Consider the following 18,670-nt stretch of genomic DNA (forward strand, 5'->3'; position numbering starts at 1 on the left):
CTCTTGAGATTAACAAAAGCTCCCCCATATACCTCGAATTCCGTGCAATAGACAAGAGAAGAAGAATATGAATAAAGAATTATCAGATACAAAACAAATTCCTGTCTTACCATTACGAGATGTCGTTGTTTTCCCTCATATTGTGATGCCACTTTATGTTGGACGAGCAAAATCAATTCGTAGTCTCGATGAGGCAATGGAAAGTGGTAGAGATGTTTTACTTGTTACGCAAAAAGAAGCAAATCTAGAAGAACCAAGAGCAGAGGATATTTATCAAGTTGGTACCATTGCAACTATATTGCAATTATTGAAATTACCAGATGGTACAGTAAAAGTTTTAGTTGAAGGGAAAAGCAGAGCGAAGATTGAACATTTTGCAGATGATGAATACTTTTCTGCGTTAGTGACTGAAATTCCAGAAATTATTGACAACCAACAAGAGTTAAATGTTATCCAAAATACGGTGTTAACCGAATTAGACAAATTCTCAACACAGCAACACAATAAGATGAAACCGGAAGTGTTAGCCGCGTTAAAAGATATTGATGCGCCAGAGAAATTGTCTGATACCTTAGCAGGTAATATGCCGTTAAGTATTGAGAAAAAACAAAGCTTATTGGAAGAGGCTGATGTTCTAAAACGTTTTGAAGCGTTGATCGGGTTAATTCAAACTGAAATGGAAATTAACAGTATTGATAAGAAAATCCGCGATCGTGTAAAGAAACAAATGGAGAAAAATCAACGCGATTATTACCTCAATGAGCAAATTAAAGCAATTCAAAAAGAGCTTGGTGAAGTAGAAGGCGTTGAAAATGAAATTCAGCAATTAAAGAAAAAAATTGCTGATGCCAAAATGCCAAAAGCCGTTGAAGAAAAAGCAGAAGCAGAATTACAAAAATTAAAGATGATGTCACCAATGTCAGCAGAAGCGACAGTAGTACGCAGTTACATTGACTGGATGGTGCAAGTGCCATGGCATAAGCGCACCAAAGTGAAAAAAGATTTAAAACAAGCAGAAGAAGTTTTAAATAATGATCATTATGGTTTAGAGCGTGTTAAAGAGCGTATTTTGGAATATTTAGCGGTACAAACTCGTACCAATCAAATGCGCGGGCCGATTTTGTGTCTAGTTGGACCTCCAGGGGTAGGTAAAACTTCATTAGGACAATCTATCGCTCAGGCTACTGGTCGTAAGTATGTGCGTATGGCGCTAGGTGGGGTACGTGATGAAGCGGAAATTCGTGGGCATCGTCGTACTTATATCGGAGCATTACCGGGTAAACTTATTCAAAATATGGCAAAAGTAGGCGTAAAAAATCCGCTCTTCTTGCTAGATGAAATTGATAAGTTGGGTGCGGATATGCGTGGTGACCCGGCGTCTGCATTATTGGAAGTGTTAGATCCAGAACAAAATAATACCTTCAGCGATCACTATCTTGAAGTGGATTATGATCTTTCTGATGTAATGTTTGTAGCTACCTCAAACTCAATGAATATTCCTGGTCCATTGCTTGACCGTATGGAAGTTATTCGTCTTTCTGGTTATACCGAAGATGAAAAATTAAATATTGCTACTCGCCATTTATTGAAGAAACAAATTGAACGTAATGGTTTGAAAGAGAAAGAATTAGTTCTTAAAGAAGAAGCTATTCTGGACATTATTCGCTATTACACTCGTGAAGCTGGTGTGCGTAGTTTGGAACGTGAAATTTCCAAAATTTGTCGTAAAGCAGTGAAGAATTTGTTGCTTGATAAGAGTTTGAAACAAGTTGTTGTTGATAGCAGTAATCTACACGATTACCTAGGCGTTAGACGTTTTGAATATGGTAAGGCAGATAACCAAAATCGTATTGGTGAAGTGACTGGATTAGCTTGGACAGAAGTGGGTGGTGATTTATTAACAATTGAATCAGCTTCAGTATCAGGTAAAGGTAAACTTAACTACACTGGTTCGCTTGGTGATGTCATGAAAGAGTCTATCCAAGCTGCAATGACAGTGGTGCGTGCAAGAGCGGAACAATTAGGCATTAGTCCTGATTTCTACGAAAAACGTGATATTCATATTCACGTACCAGAAGGAGCAACACCAAAAGATGGTCCAAGTGCGGGGATTGCAATGTGTACCGCGTTAGTTTCTTGCTTAACAGGTAATCCGGTTCGAGCTGATGTAGCGATGACAGGCGAAATTACCTTACGTGGTAAAGTGTTACCAATTGGTGGTCTAAAAGAAAAATTATTAGCTGCGCATCGTGGTGGCATTAAACGAGTCTTGATTCCGAAAGATAATGTGAAAGATCTAGAGGAAATTCCAGAAAATGCGAAAGCAGCTTTGGATATTCGTCCAGTTGAAACGATTGATGAAGTGTTAGCTTTGGCGTTGGAAAAACCACCGGTGGGAATCGAGGTTATTAAGGATCTTGCCAAACCAAAGAAGCGTACCACTAAAAGTGTTACCTCAACGGTTAATTAAATGACAAAAAGCTGGTTGAAATAAAGCAACCAGCTTTTTAATAGGTGCAGTAGAAGCAACTTTTCTATATAATTTCGCACATTATTGTCTTTTATTCATATAAGGAAAATCTCACTATGATGGAGAAACTGCGCGGATACACAAATAGTGTTGTCTGGAAAGTATTAATGGGGGTAATTGCCGTTTCGTTTGTATTGAGTGGCGTTGCTGGCTATTTAATTTCACGTCAAAATACATCCGCAGCGACAGTGAATGGTGTTGAAATTTCTCAACAATTATTCCAACAACAATACCAAGCGCAATATCAACAATTAGCAATGCAAATGGGTGATAAATTTGCTGCTGTGGCAGATTCAGCAGAATTTACCAATGGTTTGCGTAAATCAGTATTGGAACGTTTAATTAATGAAGAGTTATTACGTCAATATATTGATGAATTAAATCTAGGGGTTGGCGATGAAGCGGTAAAACAAGCGATTGTGATGAATCCAAATTTCCAAAAAGACGGCAAATTTGATAATGCGCTTTATCAACAATTATTAACAAGCAATAATTTAACTTCAGAGCAGTATGCGAATCTTGTGCGTCAAGATTTAGTTATGTCGCAATTAATGAATTCATTGTTAGGAACAGATTTCTTAACTGCGGAACAACAGCAACAATTTGTGAAGTTATTTTTCCAAAAACGTACTGTTCGTTTAGCCACTTTCCCAATTGCACCAATAGCAGAAAAACAAGTCATTTCAGATCAAGAAGTAGAAAATTATTACAATCAGCATAAAGCAGCTTTTGCGACACCTGAATTAGTAAAAGTGCAATATATTGATTTGAATAAAGATGATTTAGCGAAGAATCTACAAGTTAGTGATGTGGAAATTGCGCAATATTATCAAGACAATAAAGCGCAATTTATAGGACAAGCCAGCCAACATCTTGAACATATTCAAGTTGCTACAGAAGCAGAAGCAAAAGATATTTATCAAAAATTACAACAAGGTGAAAACTTTGAACAATTAGCGAAAAAATATTCGATTGATAAATTAACCGCAGTGAATGGCGGTGATTTAAGCTGGGTAGTGCCAGGACAATTGCCAAAAGCGTTTGAAACAGCAGCTGATGCGACAGCAGTAGGTGCTTATAGCCAACCAACAAAAGTAGATGGCAAATATCACATTATTAAAGTATTAGATCGTAAAGAAGCAAAAGTGTTACCACTAGAACAAGTGAAAAACAAAATTGCTGATTTAGTGCGTCAAGATTTAGCTACACGCCAATATTTTAGTGTTGAAAAAGCAGTGGCAGATAAAGGTTTTGAAGATCAAAGTGGTTTAGCAGCAGCGGCAAAAGAGGGTAATTTAACAGTTAAAGAAACTGATTACTTTGCACGTGATGATGTACCAGCTGCATTAAATTTCAGCAATGTAGTGAGTGAAATCTTTAGCCCTGATTTAGTGCAAGGAGGTATGAATTCATCAATGATTAGCGTTGGTGAAAATCATAGCGTAATGTTCAGAGTGATGGACTATAAAGCGGCAGGTACTAAATCTTTAGCAGAAGCAAAACCACAAATTGTAACCTTATTACAACGCCAAAAAGCGGAAAAAATCGAGTTAGAACGAGTAAAAGCCTTAGTTGCGAAGTTACAAGCTGGCGATACCTCAGCAGTAGAGTTTAAACAAGATTTAACAACGGTTTATGCAGAAAGCAAAAATCCAACTTTAGATAAGCAAATTTTTGCAATGCCAAAGCCAGCGGATAATAAACCGACTTATCATGTTGGCGCAGAAGATAATGGCGATATCGTGGTCATTGCTTTAGATAAAGTGGAAGATGGACAACTTTCACCAGAGCAAGAGCAAGCGTTTGTTACTCAATTAATGCAAATTCGTCAAAATGATTTGCAATCTACTTTATTAAAAGCGTTAAGGGAAAAAGCAAAAGTAGAAGTGAATCAAGAGATGTTAGATCAATTACAAGATCAGTAATTGAGATAGTTAATATCAATATGAAAGCTCCGTAAATTGCGGAGCTTTTAATTATTTATCAAGTGTATCTTTTAATTAGCTTTTTGATTTGGGTAGATTTACACCTACAAACCCTTTAGTGTATTTGCACACAATCTAATAAAAAATATCAATAACCCCTAGCATAATTATGAATTTAGACAATCTACTTACCATTGACCGAGAAAGTATCTGGCATCCTTATACTTCTATCATTAATCCTCCAACCATCTATCCCGTTGAGCGAGCCGACGGCGTGATTATTACCTTAAAAGATGGGCGTCAATTAATAGATGGTATGTCATCTTGGTGGGCTGCATTGCATGGTTATAACCATCCAGTATTAAATCAGGCAGCAGAGCAACAATTAAGTAAAATGAGCCATATTATGTTCGGTGGTTTTACTCACGAACCAGCGGTGCAATTAGCACAAACGCTATTAAATATTTTGCCACCAGAGCTAAATAAAATCTTTTTTGCTGATAGCGGTTCTGTCGCTGTTGAAGTGGCAATGAAAATGGCGATTCAATATCAACAAGCGAAAGGTGAAAGCCAACGCTACCAATTTGCCACAATTCGTTCTGGTTATCATGGTGATACTTGGCACGCAATGTCTGTTTGCGATCCTATTACTGGAATGCACTCATTATTTAGTAAAAGTTTACCTATTCAATATTTTTTACCACAACCGAGCGTGAAATTTGGCGAAGAGTGGAATGAAGCGGCGATTGCACCACTACAAGATCTGCTTGAAAAATATCATCAAAATTTAGCTGGATTGATTTTAGAACCAGTCGTACAAGGTGCAGGTGGTATGTATTTCTATTCCCCAATTTATTTACAGAAAGCGAAAGCCTTATGTGAACAATATGGTGTTTTATTAATTTTTGATGAAATTGCTACAGGGTTTGGACGTACTGGCAAACTATTTGCTTATCAGCACGCCAATGTGATCCCAGATATTATCTGTTTAGGAAAAGCGCTTACGGGCGGTTATTTAACGTTATCAGCAACTATTACTAGCGAAAAAGTGGCAGAAATCATCTGCTCAGGTGAAGCGCAATGCTTTATGCATGGTCCAACTTTTATGGGTAACCCATTAGCGTGTGCAATCGCTAATGCTTCAATCAAACTATTATTAGAAAGTGATTGGCAAGCGAAAGTGCAGCGTATTGAGCAACAATTAAAACAAGGATTAGCTGTTGCCAAAGATTGGCATTGTGTGCAAGAAGTCAGAGTATTAGGAGCGATCGGTGTTATTGAAATGAAACAACCAGTTAATATGGCAACATTACAACCTCGTTTTGTTGAACAAGGTGTCTGGTTACGCCCATTTGGTAAGCTAGTTTATGTAATGCCACCGTTTATTATTAGCGATAAGGAACTAGATAAACTAATTAAGGGAATGTTAAAAGCAATAAAACAAGAGTATCAACTTGGATCATAATTAGTTGTAGAAGCTCAGATTTAATCTGACTAGCACTATAATTTTAAATAGGGACTGTCAGATTGAGTTTGATCTTCTACAATTTATTTACTCCAGTCTATTACTCTTAAACCATTTATTTTGGCAAATTCTTTGACATTATTTGTCACAACGGTTAAGCCTAAACTTCTTGCATGCCCAGCAATCATCGCATCATATGGACCAATAGGCTGCCCAATTTTAGCCAATTCAGCTCTTATTTGACCACTATGATATGTGGCTCCCTCATCATAATCTAGAACAGTTAATCTTGAACAAAATGATTCAATAACTGATAAATTTTGTGCGACTTTTGTACTCTTTTCAGCACCATAAATAAGCTCCATTAAAGTAATGGAGCTTATACAAATCATTGCTTGATTTTCATTAAATATTGGTAACAAATGTTCAGGCTTATTTTTTATGGTAAAAATGGCAATATTAGTATCTAACATATACTTTAGCATTAGAATGACTCTCTTTCCTGCATTTGTGGTTGTTCTCTATCTAACATAAAATCATCAGATACTGTATTCCCATCATAAAACCAACTATCCCAAACATTATTTAATGGCGTGATAATACGAGTATTGCCTTGAATGATAATATTCACTTTTTTTGTGGTGTTTGGTAATTCTGCGATTTTAGGGATTCTAATCGCTTGACTTTTATTATTCATAAAAACTGTTGCAGTTACTATAGTCATAACCATCTCCTTTTTGTATATATTTTTTGTATATACTACAGATTTTTTGATATCTGTAAATCATTTCTTATTTTATATTGTTCACTTTAGGCTTTCTTGTGGCATAGCCTACTTTTAATTGGTGATCACAATATCATTTATCTGGTATAGGACTATGAGTGATAAGACAACTAATAGCTTCTAATTATTCGGTAATAAAGTGTAGAATAAAGCACAAACGTTTCTTTTTTATTGAGATTGAATTTTGCACTTATATTTTAAACATGAAATTCTCATTTTTGAGTGATTTTTCAGATTAAATCTGATCTTCTACAATTAAATAAAATCTTATGTACTCATCATTTAAAACAAAACTACAACAACTTTCCGAGATAGGACAAAAACGAGCGTTCCCAGAGATTAGCCATTCAGGAAAATGGATAGAACAGAATGAACAAAGATTGCTTAATCTTTCTTCTAATGACTATTTAGGCTTAGCGGCGGATAACCAATTATTGGCAGCGTTTTTATCACAGATCAAAGATAGCGAAATACCTTTAACCAGCTCATCTTCTCGGTTGCTGACAGGCAATTTTCCAATTTATGCAGAATTGGAACAACGCATTGCTAATGACTTTCAGCGTGAAGCCTGTTTGCTATTCAATAGCGGTTATCACGCTAATATTGGGATTTTGCCAGCGGTGGCAGATCGCAATACGCTGATTGTGGCGGATAAATTGGTTCACGCTAGCTTAATTGATGGTATTCGTTTAGCAGAGTGTAAATGGTTACGTTATCGCCATAACGATTATCAACATCTTGCCGATATTCTAGCGAAACAGGCGTCACGATATGAACGCATCATTATTGTGACCGAAAGTGTATTTAGTATGGATGGTGATATTGCTGATTTAGCCACACTAATCCAACTAAAACGGCAATATCAAAATGTATTGCTCTATGTTGATGAAGCTCACGCTGTTGGAGTATTTGGTAAAAATGGCTTAGGAATTGCTGAACAACAAAATTGTATTGCTGAAATTGATTTTTTAGTTGGGACTTTTGGTAAAGCCCTAGCTTCAATGGGAGCGTATGTTGTTTGCGATCAAGTGATTAAAGACTATCTGATTAATACGATGCGACCGCTGATTTTTTCCACTGCGTTACCGCCTTTCAATGTTGCTTGGACAAATTTTTTATGGCAGCAGTTACCACAATTACAATCGCAACGTGAACATTTAGCTCAATTAAGCCAAAGGTTACGCTATTTTATTCAGCAAGAGTTAGGGCAACCAATGCCGAGCAGCACCAATGTCGTGCCTTATATTATTGGCGATAATCAGCAAACAGTAATAATTGCCACTCAATTACAACAGAACGGTTTATATGCGTTACCAATTCGTCCGCCAACAGTACCAAAAGGAACGGCAAGGATTCGTTTTTCCTTAACCGCAGCAATCATTGATGAAGAATTGACCCAATTAATTGAGGTATTGCGAGTAGTACAGCAACAGAGAATGGAGAATCTGGAATGAAATTACAATATAACAAACAAGGATGTACAGATTTAATCGTTTATTTTGCGGGTTGGGGAACGCCGCCAAGCGTGGTGCAACATTTGGATAATGTTAATAAATATGATGTATTGATTTGCTATGATTACCAAGATCTTGCATTAGAGTTTGATTTTTCGCCTTACCAAAATATTTATCTAGTAGCTTGGTCAATGGGGGTTTGGGTGGCGGAACAAGTAATGCAAAATGTGCAACTCACAAAAGCTATAGCAATTAATGGTACAAGTTATCCACGTCACGATCAATTTGGTATTCCTGAAGCCATTTTTGATGGCACATTGACTGGACTCGATCAATCTAATCGCCATAAATTCGAGCGTCGTATGTGTCAAAGTAGGACGTTATTAGCGGAATATCAGTCATTAGCTGATTATCGTGAGTTTGATAATATTTATCAGGAATTATCCTATTTATCGCAATGTATTTGTGAAATACCACCGAAAAAAGAGTTTCATTGGGATATTGCGTGGATTGGATCGCAAGACAGAATTTTTCCCGTAGAAAATCAGCAAGCCTATTGGCAAACTCGTTGTCAGATTCAAATGATTGCAGCAGGGCATTATCTATTCCCATATTTACAAAATTGGCAAGATTTATGGCGTTAATCAATAAAAACCAAATAAAAAATCGCTTTGCGGCTGCACAAGCTAGTTATCCGCAAAATGCACTTGCTCAACAACAAATTAACCAGCACTTAATCCAACTATTAGCGAAAACTGAGCGTCGGCATTTTCAGCAGATATTGGAAATTGGTTGTGGTACAGGCGATTTCACCGCTCGTTTACTGGATTATGCAACGGTGGAACGCTTTTATTTAAACGATCTCTATCAAAGTGAATCGATTACAGATTTGTTAAGAAAACAAGCACACTGGCAATTTATTGAGGGAGATATTGAACAGTTACCTTTAAGCGAAAAGTTTGACTTGATTGCTTCGGCTTCGACAGTGCAATGGTTAGAAGACAAACCGCAATTCTTACAACGTTGTGCCACCCAACTTAAAGCATATGGAACTTTATTATTCAATAGTTTTGCTCCAGACAATTTATCTGAGATTAGAGAACTAACGGGGATTGGTTTAGTGTATCCGCAAGTTGAACAATGGCAACAGTGGTTAAAGTCTTCTTTTACGATTCAACATCTGTCGGTTGAAACCATTCAACTGAGTTTTCCTTCACCTCTAGCGGTTTTGCAACATTTACGTAATACCGGCGTTACTGCTACACAAAAACAGTTCTGGACAAAACAGAAATTACAACGCTTTGTTGCAGAGTACCAAGATCGTTTTAGTAATAAAAACGGACAGGTAAGTTTGACTTACTGTCCGTTGTATGTGGTGGCTGTTAAATGACTTATTTTATCAACGAATGTAATTGTTGATTTAGCCATATAATAGATTCAGTAAGCTCAAAGCCAAAAGTGTCATTAGCACTTGTGCCAGGTGTTGCAGGAATATTTGCGATAAATGGAACATTGTTATTAGGTTTTGCAAACCATCTTGCGATATTTTTCGGGAAGTTTGCATAAAAGCAGAGCAATGGTTTATTCAACGCACAGGCAAGATGAACCGAACCACTATCAACTGCAATCACTAAATCACTTGATTGTATAAGTTCCAAGTATTGGTTAAGAGGCATACTTGGCATTAATTTAATTGAAAGCGGTTGAATCTCTGCCGCAGTTAATATTTTCATATATTCGTCAGCACAATCTGCAGAAACGTTGACCAAAATATCGAGATGATTAATCAAAGTTTTATCAAGATTTTTTAGTAGATTGGCAATTTCATTTGCAGGAACAATACGTTTACTGCCTTGTGGGGCAATTAATATTCTTATTTTATCTTTCGCCCATAAAGATGCCACCTGTGAAGTCTGCTTTATTGGCAAAGATAATTCACATTTTCCTTCAGGGATAGAGAAATAATTTTTAAAAATTGAATGACTAATAAAGTCGATAGTGTGGCAATTTTCTAATTCAGTAGTTTGAATATCAAAATTGTGAATTTCTTGCGTATTTAAAACGGGTTTATATTTCTTATCAAAAATAATCGTAAATTTAGGGGATAAGATCTTATCTAGGATAACAGTTGAGGTATTAAAGGCGTCAGGCATATCTAATAAAATATCCCAACGTTTTCTTTGCTTGATAAAAGATAAGAATTTCTTCTCTACTAATTCATTAATTTCAGGATTTAATGCATAGATTGTGCGACTATTTTTGGTAACAATCATACCAAGACGAGCATTTGGATAGATCGTTCTTAACTGTGTTATATAAGCGTTATTAACAACAGAGTCACCTAAAGCATAACCAGTTGGGCGAATTAAAATGGAATTTACCTGATAAAAATCGAAATTTTTTGCCTTTTGTTTATATGCGAAAGGCAGAATAAATAGTTTTTTAATGATCGATTTTACTAAATTCATTATTTTTCCTTAGCTTTATCAAAGTTGAAATGGTAATAAAGATGATAGATATAGCTTGGTAGATAACGACGTATTTTATACCACAATAATCCAATCGCTGAGCGTTTTTTTCTTGATTTTAGGGGGATGTGTTTCCACGGAGAATGACGATATAAATAGTCATATAAAAAAGTCTCTTTTTTAAGAGACTCTAAATGCCAGGCTTTTGTACCTCCGGCAAAATGGACAATAAATTTTGGCATTTTTAATATGGCAATAGAACTATCTATATTAAATTTTTTTACATCAATTTTCTTTAATGTATCAGTTAATGAATACATAAAATTAAATCTTGGATTTAAATAATAAACGTCATTTTCAAAAAGAAAATTTAATATATCTTGATCTTGAAATTCCAGTGCAGTTCCAAAATTACTTAGGTAGTTCTTAATTCTTATCGGGGAGGATTTTTGCGAAAACTTTTTGAGATTAATTAGTAGTACTCCAGCATTAAAATAAATATGAGGATCTTTAACGCCTATCTTATTTTTATATGTGTTATTCCCCCCCCCCTGAACTAATTCTAATAAATGATCATAAACTGCAGCGATTGATTTATTATGTAATGGGGTATTCCAAAGAGCAGTGATATCATTTGTAATAATTGTATCTACATCAATATAAATTACTTTTTCTACAGAAGATAAATATTGTGCAATATTTAATCTAAAATAAGTTGTGATTGTAATGGAAGGAATTGTAAGAGAAAAACCAGAAAATTCTTCAATGTTTACCTGAATAAAAGTTATTTCTGAAGATAAAGCTTCTTTAATTATTTTTTGGGAATTTAGGGTAATATCTGAATGTAATACATAAAAATGGATTGGGGTAGTGGTATATCGCTCAATGGACATCATAGAAATAGCCATATAGCGTGCATAATTTTCATCACATGCGTAACAAATATTAATTATTTCAGGATTGTTCATAACTCTTTAAGTTAAATATGTTAGACAATAAAAAAATAATAATCCTCCAGGGGAGGATTATTACTAGTATGTGAAAACTAACCCAAAATCTCTGCAAGTTTTTGGCTGACTTGTTCTACTGGTAAAGTACCATCTAGGCGGAAATATTGTGTTTTTCCTGCTGCTGCTTCTTTACTGTAGTAATCTATTAATGGTTTAGTAGTAGAGTGGTAAACTTTTAAACGATCTAATACAGTTTCAGGTTTATCATCAGCACGAATAATTAAATCTTCACCCGTAACATCATCTTTACCTTCAACTTTTGGTGGGTTGTAAACGATGTGGTAGCTGCGTCCTGAAGCTGGGTGTACACGACGACCGCTCATACGTTCTACGATCACTTCATCAGGTACATCAAACTCTAAAACGAAGTCAATCGCAATCCCTGCTGCTTTTAATGCGTCGGCTTGTGGAATAGTGCGAGGGAAACCGTCTAATAAGAAACCTTTTGCACAATCGTCTTGAGCAACACGATCTTTTACTAAGGCAATAATTAAATCATCTGGTACTAATTGCCCAGCGTCCATTAATACTTTCGCTTTTTTGCCTAATTCAGTACCTGCTTTGATCGCAGCACGCAACATATCCCCAGTAGAAATTTGTGGGATACCGTATTTGTTCATAATAAATTGTGCTTGCGTACCTTTTCCTGCACCTGGTGCGCCTAAAAGAATAATTTTCATAAAATACCTCATTGTGTCAAAAATATAAGTACCTTACCTATATGTGTTAGTAAACTCAAGCCCAAACTTAAATTTATTGTTTTGTTGCTGAATCTTTGTAAGGAGCAACCCAAAATAGGCAAATCATTCCAGGTACGGCTAAGAAGAAACAGAGCCAATAGAAATGATAATAACCTAATTGTTCAATTAACCAACCAGCACTAGAACCGAGTAATGTACGAGGTAGTGCTGCTAAGCTGGTAAATAAAGCGAGTTGGGTAGCGGTATAGAGCGGATTGGTTTCACGAGCCATAAAAGCTACAAAGGCGGATGTGCCTAAACCGACGCCGATATATTCACCACTCACCACGACTGCTAATGCAATTAATTCAAAAGTGCCTACTTGCGTAAATTTGCCAAAACTGGCTAGCCAAGCGAAGCCCAAAATAGTCACAATTTGCACCAAACCAAATAGCCATAACGCCCGATTAATGCCTATTTTCAGCATAATTACGCCACCGACTAAACTAGCGATAATCATTGGCCATAATCCTGCATTTTTAGCGACTAGTGCAATATCAGTGCTGCTATAACCCATATCCACATAAAAAGGTGTCATCAATGCAGTCGCCATCGTATCGCCTAATTTATACAGGCACATAAAGGCTAAAACCGTTAGCATCCCTTTTGCACCCTTACGTTGATAGAATTCCACAAATGGATTGATGATATTGTCTTTTAAACTGCGTGATTGCACTGTTACTTGTGGTTCCCATGCAATAAGCAAAGTGGCTAGTATGCCAGGCAGCATAAAGAGAGCAGTAATAATAAAAACCGTTTGCCAGCTGTAATAAGCGGTTAAGAAAATAGAAAGTGATCCGGGAATTAATCCTGCCAAACGGTAGGCATTGACATGAATAGAGTTACCTAAGCCCAGTTCTTGATCTGTTAAAATTTCACGACGATAAGCATCTAATACAATATCTTGTGAAGCAGAGAAAAAGGCAACAATAGTGGCAAGAGCAGCGATAGTGGAAATGTTTTGTTGTGGTTCTAACCAAGCAAAACCAGCCAGAGAGAGCACTAATAATAGTTGTAAGACAAGCGTCCAGCCCCGTCGTCGCCCAAGAAAGGGTAAAACAAAACGGTCTAATGCTGGCGACCAGAGAAATTTCCATGTATAAGGTAAGCCGATTAAAGTAAAGAGTCCGATAGTTTTAAGATCGATATGTTCGGTTCTTAGCCAATAAGGAATGAGGCTGACTAAAATATAAAGCGGTAAACCAGAACTAAAACCAGTAAATACACAAATAAGCATATTTCGACTAAAGATTTGCTGCATCAGAGAGGTATTTACTGGCATTAGTTGTTCCTTAGTTAATTAATCACGATAACCGTTCGGGTTATTTTTTTGCCAATTCCATGTATCTTTCATCATTTGTTCTAAGCCACGTTCTGTTTTCCAACCGAGCTCTTTTAGAGCAAGTGATGGATCGGAATAGCAGGTAGCAATATCGCCCGGGCGACGATCAGTTAAACGATATGGAATTTTAATATTATTCACTTTTTCAAAGGCATGTACCATATCTAAAACAGAATAACCTGTGCCTGTACCTAAATTATAGATATGTAAGCCAGCATCATTTTCGTGACGATCTAATGCTTTTAAATGACCGATCGCTAAATCAACTACGTGAATATAATCACGTACGCCTGTACCATCGTGTGTTGGGTAGTCACTACCAAAGACAGAAAGTTGTTGTAATTTACCAATCGCCACTTGGCTAATATAAGGCAAGAGGTTGTTTGGAATACCGTTTGGGTCTTCGCCGATTAAACCGCTTTCGTGTGCACCAACTGGGTTGAAATAACGTAAGATCGTCATACTGAATTGTGGGATTGCTTTCACTACGTCCATAATGATACGTTCAACCATAAATTTAGAGGTGCCATAAGGGTTGGTAGTACCGCCAACTTTGCAAGATTCGGTAATTGGAATGATTTCCGGATCACCATAAACTGTTGCTGAAGAACTAAATACAAAGTTAAAGACGCCAGCTTGACGCATTTCATCTAATAAAGTAAGTGAGCCTTCAACATTGTTACGATAATATTCGATTGGTTTCGCTACACTTTCGCCAACCGCTTTTAAACCAGCAAAATGAATTACTGATTCGATTTTATGCTCAGCAAAAATACGTTTTAGTAATGCACGATCAAGTACATCACCTTGATAGAAAGTTACGGATTTTCCAGTGATTTGTTTGACACGATCGAGTGATTTTGCTGATGAATTGCAAAGGTTATCTAATACAATAACTTCTTTATTGGCATTTAATAATTCCACTACTGTATGTGAACCGATATATCCTGCGCCGCCTGTAACCAATACAGCCATATTAGCCTCCTTTAAGCTAAGTAAATTAGAATTTTACTGTTAAACCAAATGTTTCTAATTGAGCCTTAATTTTCTCTAATGACTCTTTTGTTGGTGGCTTAACATCTTCGAGTTCATATTTTAAGCCGAGTGTTTCCCATTTATGCTTACCAAGTTGGTGATAAGGAAGTAACTCAACTTTTTCGATATTTTTCATATCCTTAATAAATTCGCCAAGCAGTTGTACAGAATGTTCATCATCGGTATAACCCGGCACAACCACATAACGAATCCAGGTTTTTTGGTTGCGTTTTTCTAGATATTTGGCAAATTCAAGGGTGCGTTTATTAGGCACGCCGATAAGGTTTTGGTGAATAGTGTCATCAAGTTGTTTTAAGTCGAGTAATACTAGATCGGTTACATCTAATAATTCATCAATGACATGGTCATAATGACGCACAAAACCATTGGTATCTAAACAGGTGTTAATGCCTTGTTCTTTACAGGCGCGGAACCAATCACGTACAAATTCTGCTTGTAAAATCGCCTCACCACCGGAAGCAGTTACGCCGCCACCAGAAGCGTTCATAAAGTGACGATATGTCACCACCTCTTTCATTAATTCTTCAACGGTAATATCTTTGCCGCCATGGAGATCCCATGTGTCACGATTATGGCAATATTTGCAACGCATTAAACAGCCTTGCATAAACAGAATAAAACGAATTCCCGGTCCATCAACGGTACCGCACGACTCAAATGAATGAATTCTTCCAATTGTTGACATATATTTAACTGCCTTATAGTCCTTATAATTATAGAGAAAAGTAAGCCTTCAAAATTTTTTTAATTTTAACTGAATTTGTTGTAAAACTCGACAGGAATTGTTTTCAGTGAAAAAATAAAATTTAACTGTCATATCAATTGTGGATAACTTTGTGGAATTTTGTGGTTTAAATTGTGTGGATAAATGAAAGTGCCATTTTTGTTTTTGATTTTTAAGAAAAAAATTTTTTTCCACTGATTTTGGCTAATTGTTTAAAAAATATCTCTCCACATCATGAAAGCAGATAAAAATTTAATAAAATGTCTTTTTGTTTTTAATCAATTGTTAAATTTAAAAAAATCAATACTGTTTATTTATTCAGGGTGTGAGTTATTCAGAGAAATTGTGGATAAAATTGTGATTGAATAAGCGTAAATTCACGTATAATTTATTTGCTGTTGTTTTTTTAGACATTGATAAAAATAAAAATCTTGTAAAATCATATTGTTATAAAATTCTGTTGAAAAAATAGAAAATTGAAAAAATGCTGGTTATTTTTTGAGCTTTTAATAAGGAGTGGTGATGAAACCACCAATAACGGAACAACAATTAATGGAGCGAGCATATCAATTAGCGGGGAGAACGCTGGCTGATATTGCGCAACAATTAGGGCAACCTGTGCCGGAAAATTTACGACGAGATAAAGGGTGGGTTGGTACTTTGATTGAATGTGCATTAGGTGCACAAGCGGGTAGTAAGCCGGAACAAGATTTTGCCAAATTGGGCATTGAGTTAAAAACTATCCCGATTAATCGTTATGGTGAACCGCTAGAAACGACTTTCGTTTGTTTAGCACCATTAACAGATAATCATGGCATTGTATGGGAATGTTCTCATGTACGTTACAAATTATCAAAAGTATTGTGGATTCCTGTAGAAGGCGAACGTACCATTCCATTGCGTGAACGACGTGTCGGTCAACCTATTTTGTGGCAGCCATCAATTGAGGAAGAAAATCAGCTACGGCAGGATTGGGAAGAGTTGATGGAATTGATTGTATTAGGTGATGTGAAAAAAATTACTGCGCGGATTGGCGAGGTACTGCAATTACGTCCGAAAGGTGCCAACAGTAAAGTATTAACAAAAGGTGTTGGGGAAAAGGGGGAAACAATTGATACTTTGCCATTAGGCTTTTATTTACGCAAAAACTTTACCGCACAAATTTTGCGAAATTTTCAGCTGGGGAAATATTCCTTTCCATCTGATTAGTCGGTATAGTATGACGCTTTTATTTTTTAGCTTAGTGAGTCATTAAAGGAGCATTTATGTTGGAGTGGATTAGCAGTCCGGAAGCGTGGATTGCCTTATTTACCTTAACTGCATTAGAGATCGTTTTAGGGATCGATAATATTATTTTTATTAGTATTTTAGTTGGGCGTTTACCAGCTCATCAACGTCAGTCAGGACGTATTTTAGGGCTAAGTTTGGCGATGGGAACACGTATTTTGTTGTTGTTGTCATTGGCATGGATTATGCGTTTGACTGAACCATTATTTGAGGTTGCCGGCTATGCTATTTCTGGACGTGATTTGATTTTACTGTTAGGAGGCTTATTCCTATTGGTAAAAAGTACTTTAGAAATTCACCATAGTATGGAAGAGAGTGCAACAGAAGAACAAAAAGCACCAAAAAAAGTGAGTTTTTTAGCAGTATTAATTCAAATTGCTTTGTTGGATATTGTGTTCTCATTAGACTCTGTAATTACGGCAGTAGGAATGGCAAATCATGTTGAAGTTATGATCATTGCAATTATTTTAGCGGTTGGAGTAATGATGATTGCGGCAAAACCAATTGGCGATTTTGTCGAAGCACATCCAACGTTAAAAATTTTGGCACTCTCTTTCTTAATTTTGATTGGGGTATCGTTAATTGGTGAAGGTCTATCATTCCATATTCCAAAAGGCTACATCTATTTTGCAATGGGCTTCTCGGTTTGCGTTGAGATGATCAATTTAAGAATGCGCCAACATCTAAAGAAATAAGATAATTATTATCTGACCGATAGATATTTTTAAATTTAAGCTGTATTTCAATAGTGGTAACATAGGTTGCCTAGAGCTAAGAAATACAGCTTTTTATATTGTTTATTCCTTTCTCTTTTCTTTGCTATAAAAATTTTCTAGCATATTAATTTTTACAATATATTAACAAGGAATGTCGCAATGGATGGGTTTCTCGATTCTATCTCATTCTCGATTGGTGTTACGCTGCCTAATATTTTGATGTTATTTCTAGGTATTTATCTGCGCCATGTTGGAATGATTAATGATCAATTTTGTCAACAAGGCTCCAAATTAGTGTTCAATATCACTTTGCCTGCGTTGTTATTCTTAAGTATTATCGAAAATCCGACTGATTATGGCGCTCAACTACAAATTATTGTTGCAGGGTATGCTGGCTGCTTACTTATCTTTGTGTTAGGTGAAATTTTTGCCGCAAAATTTATTCAAGATAAACGTGAGCGTGGTACTTTTGTGCAAGGCGTCTTTCGTGGTAATAGTGGAATTATTGGGTTATCGCTTTGTGCTAATGCTTATGGTTCTAGCGGTATTGCCGCTGCATCAGTCTATACTGCGTTGATTACATTACTTTATAACGTATTAGCAGTGATTACATTAAGTCGTTCCTTATCTGATAATGGAAAACCAAGTTTTTCTAGCATTCTGAAACAATTGATCAAAAATCCATTGATCTTATCGATTATGGTAGCGTTAGTTATCAGTAAGTTAGGTTTTACTATTCCAAAATCGTTAATTAGTACGGGTGATTACTTGTCACGAATGACATTGCCATTAGCATTGTTATGTACGGGAGCAAGTTTAAATTTTAGAGGTATGGATCCTTCATCAAAAATTGCATTTCAATCGAGTATTGGGCGTGTGGTTGTTGCACCTATTGTATTAGTATTAGTTGCGCGTTTATGTGGCGTAACGGGTTTAGGTTTAGGCGTGATTTTTTTGATGACAGCAACACCAGCCGCAGCAGCGAGTTATCCAATGGTACGTAGTATGGGCGGAAATGCGAAAACTGCTGCCAATATTGTTGGTATCACTACTATTGGTTCAATTATCAGCTCTGCCATTGGTATTGTCATCTTAAAACAATTAAATTGGATGTAAGAAAGGATTGTTTAATTAAGCACAATTTCGTATAGTAACTGCCGTTCTCAACG

The 18,670-nt window shown here is 36.2% G+C and carries 17 protein-coding genes; 9 read left to right on the forward strand and 8 right to left on the reverse strand.

Annotated features, from left to right (window positions below):
- Positions 1–67: 67 nt before the first annotated feature.
- The 3 genes from lon (at position 68) to bioA (ending at position 5,920) form a co-directional block, all read left to right on the forward strand.
- Positions 68–2,470 carry an endopeptidase La gene (gene lon / locus QS62_RS03860; protein WP_066106208.1) on the forward strand — a complete coding sequence of 801 codons (2,403 nt, stop codon included), beginning with the start codon at positions 68–70 and terminating at the stop codon, positions 2,468–2,470.
- A gap of 116 nt (positions 2,471–2,586) precedes the next feature.
- Positions 2,587–4,455: a peptidylprolyl isomerase gene (ppiD, locus tag QS62_RS03865; protein ID WP_066106211.1), complete on the forward strand. Its 1,869-nt coding sequence runs from the start codon at positions 2,587–2,589 to the stop codon at positions 4,453–4,455.
- A gap of 169 nt (positions 4,456–4,624) precedes the next feature.
- Positions 4,625–5,920, forward strand: coding sequence for an adenosylmethionine--8-amino-7-oxononanoate transaminase (gene bioA / locus QS62_RS03870; protein WP_066106214.1), 1,296 nt, complete (start codon positions 4,625–4,627; stop codon positions 5,918–5,920).
- Between the two features lie 83 nt (positions 5,921–6,003).
- Here the strand turns inward: bioA and vapC are convergent, their stop codons facing one another.
- On the reverse strand, positions 6,004–6,405 hold the full coding sequence (gene vapC / locus QS62_RS03875) for a type II toxin-antitoxin system tRNA(fMet)-specific endonuclease VapC (RefSeq protein ID WP_066106216.1): 402 nt from the start codon (positions 6,403–6,405) through the stop codon (positions 6,004–6,006).
- Positions 6,405–6,644, reverse strand: coding sequence for a type II toxin-antitoxin system VapB family antitoxin (gene vapB / locus QS62_RS03880; RefSeq protein WP_066106219.1), 240 nt, complete (start codon positions 6,642–6,644; stop codon positions 6,405–6,407). Before vapB ends, vapC begins: the two co-directional genes overlap by 1 nt.
- A gap of 329 nt (positions 6,645–6,973) precedes the next feature.
- Between vapB and bioF the strand changes: the two genes are divergently transcribed.
- Genes bioF through bioC form a run of 3 tightly spaced genes read left to right on the forward strand, consistent with a single transcriptional unit; the run spans position 6,974 to position 9,548 of the window.
- On the forward strand, positions 6,974–8,158 hold the full coding sequence (bioF, locus tag QS62_RS03885) for an 8-amino-7-oxononanoate synthase (protein WP_066106222.1): 1,185 nt from the start codon (positions 6,974–6,976) through the stop codon (positions 8,156–8,158).
- The gene (locus QS62_RS03890) at positions 8,155–8,802 is read left to right on the forward strand and encodes a DUF452 family protein (RefSeq protein WP_066106225.1); all 648 of its coding nucleotides are present in this window, start codon (positions 8,155–8,157) and stop codon (positions 8,800–8,802) included. Before bioF ends, QS62_RS03890 begins: the two co-directional genes overlap by 4 nt.
- Complete coding sequence (bioC, locus tag QS62_RS03895) at positions 8,793–9,548, forward strand: malonyl-ACP O-methyltransferase BioC (RefSeq protein ID WP_066106228.1); 756 nt, start codon at positions 8,793–8,795, stop codon at positions 9,546–9,548. The genes QS62_RS03890 and bioC overlap by 10 nt, the downstream gene beginning before the upstream one ends.
- A gap of 1 nt (position 9,549) precedes the next feature.
- On the opposite strand, the gene QS62_RS03900 is transcribed toward bioC, so the two are convergent.
- From QS62_RS03900 to pflA, 6 genes are all read right to left on the reverse strand, one after another.
- Positions 9,550–10,626 (reverse strand): glycosyltransferase family 9 protein, encoded by a 1,077-nt coding sequence (locus QS62_RS03900; protein WP_066106231.1) that lies wholly within the window; start codon positions 10,624–10,626, stop codon positions 9,550–9,552.
- A complete protein-coding gene (locus tag QS62_RS03905; RefSeq protein WP_066106234.1) occupies positions 10,626–11,594 on the reverse strand; it encodes a glycosyltransferase family 8 protein in 969 nt (322 codons plus the stop codon). The genes QS62_RS03900 and QS62_RS03905 overlap by 1 nt, the downstream gene beginning before the upstream one ends.
- A 77-nt stretch (positions 11,595–11,671) precedes the next feature.
- On the reverse strand, positions 11,672–12,316 hold the full coding sequence (gene adk, locus QS62_RS03910; RefSeq protein WP_066106237.1) for an adenylate kinase: 645 nt from the start codon (positions 12,314–12,316) through the stop codon (positions 11,672–11,674).
- Positions 12,317–12,389: 73 nt separating this feature from the next.
- Positions 12,390–13,658, reverse strand: a complete 1,269-nt coding sequence (locus tag QS62_RS03915) for an AmpG family muropeptide MFS transporter (RefSeq protein ID WP_066106240.1) — start codon at positions 13,656–13,658, stop codon at positions 12,390–12,392.
- 18 nt (positions 13,659–13,676) lie between these two features.
- Positions 13,677–14,693, reverse strand: a complete 1,017-nt coding sequence (gene galE / locus QS62_RS03920) for a UDP-glucose 4-epimerase GalE (protein WP_065238766.1) — start codon at positions 14,691–14,693, stop codon at positions 13,677–13,679.
- 25 nt (positions 14,694–14,718) lie between these two features.
- Positions 14,719–15,459 carry a pyruvate formate lyase 1-activating protein gene (gene pflA, locus QS62_RS03925; protein ID WP_066106243.1) on the reverse strand — a complete coding sequence of 247 codons (741 nt, stop codon included), beginning with the start codon at positions 15,457–15,459 and terminating at the stop codon, positions 14,719–14,721.
- Positions 15,460–16,020: 561 nt separating this feature from the next.
- On the opposite strand from pflA, the gene mutH reads away from it, so the two are divergent.
- The 3 genes from mutH to QS62_RS03940 all read left to right on the forward strand — a co-directional run bounded on the left by mutH (position 16,021) and on the right by QS62_RS03940 (position 18,617).
- Positions 16,021–16,707, forward strand: coding sequence for a DNA mismatch repair endonuclease MutH (mutH, locus tag QS62_RS03930; protein ID WP_066106246.1), 687 nt, complete (start codon positions 16,021–16,023; stop codon positions 16,705–16,707).
- A 56-nt stretch (positions 16,708–16,763) separates the two neighbouring features.
- Positions 16,764–17,480: a TerC family protein gene (locus QS62_RS03935; protein WP_066106249.1), complete on the forward strand. Its 717-nt coding sequence runs from the start codon at positions 16,764–16,766 to the stop codon at positions 17,478–17,480.
- Positions 17,481–17,660: 180 nt separating this feature from the next.
- Positions 17,661–18,617, forward strand: coding sequence for an AEC family transporter (locus QS62_RS03940; RefSeq protein WP_066106252.1), 957 nt, complete (start codon positions 17,661–17,663; stop codon positions 18,615–18,617).
- The last annotated feature ends 53 nt before the right edge of the window (positions 18,618–18,670 follow it).

The sequence above is a fragment of the Gallibacterium salpingitidis genome (assembly GCF_001678495.1).
Classification (GTDB): domain Bacteria; phylum Pseudomonadota; class Gammaproteobacteria; order Enterobacterales; family Pasteurellaceae; genus Gallibacterium; species Gallibacterium salpingitidis.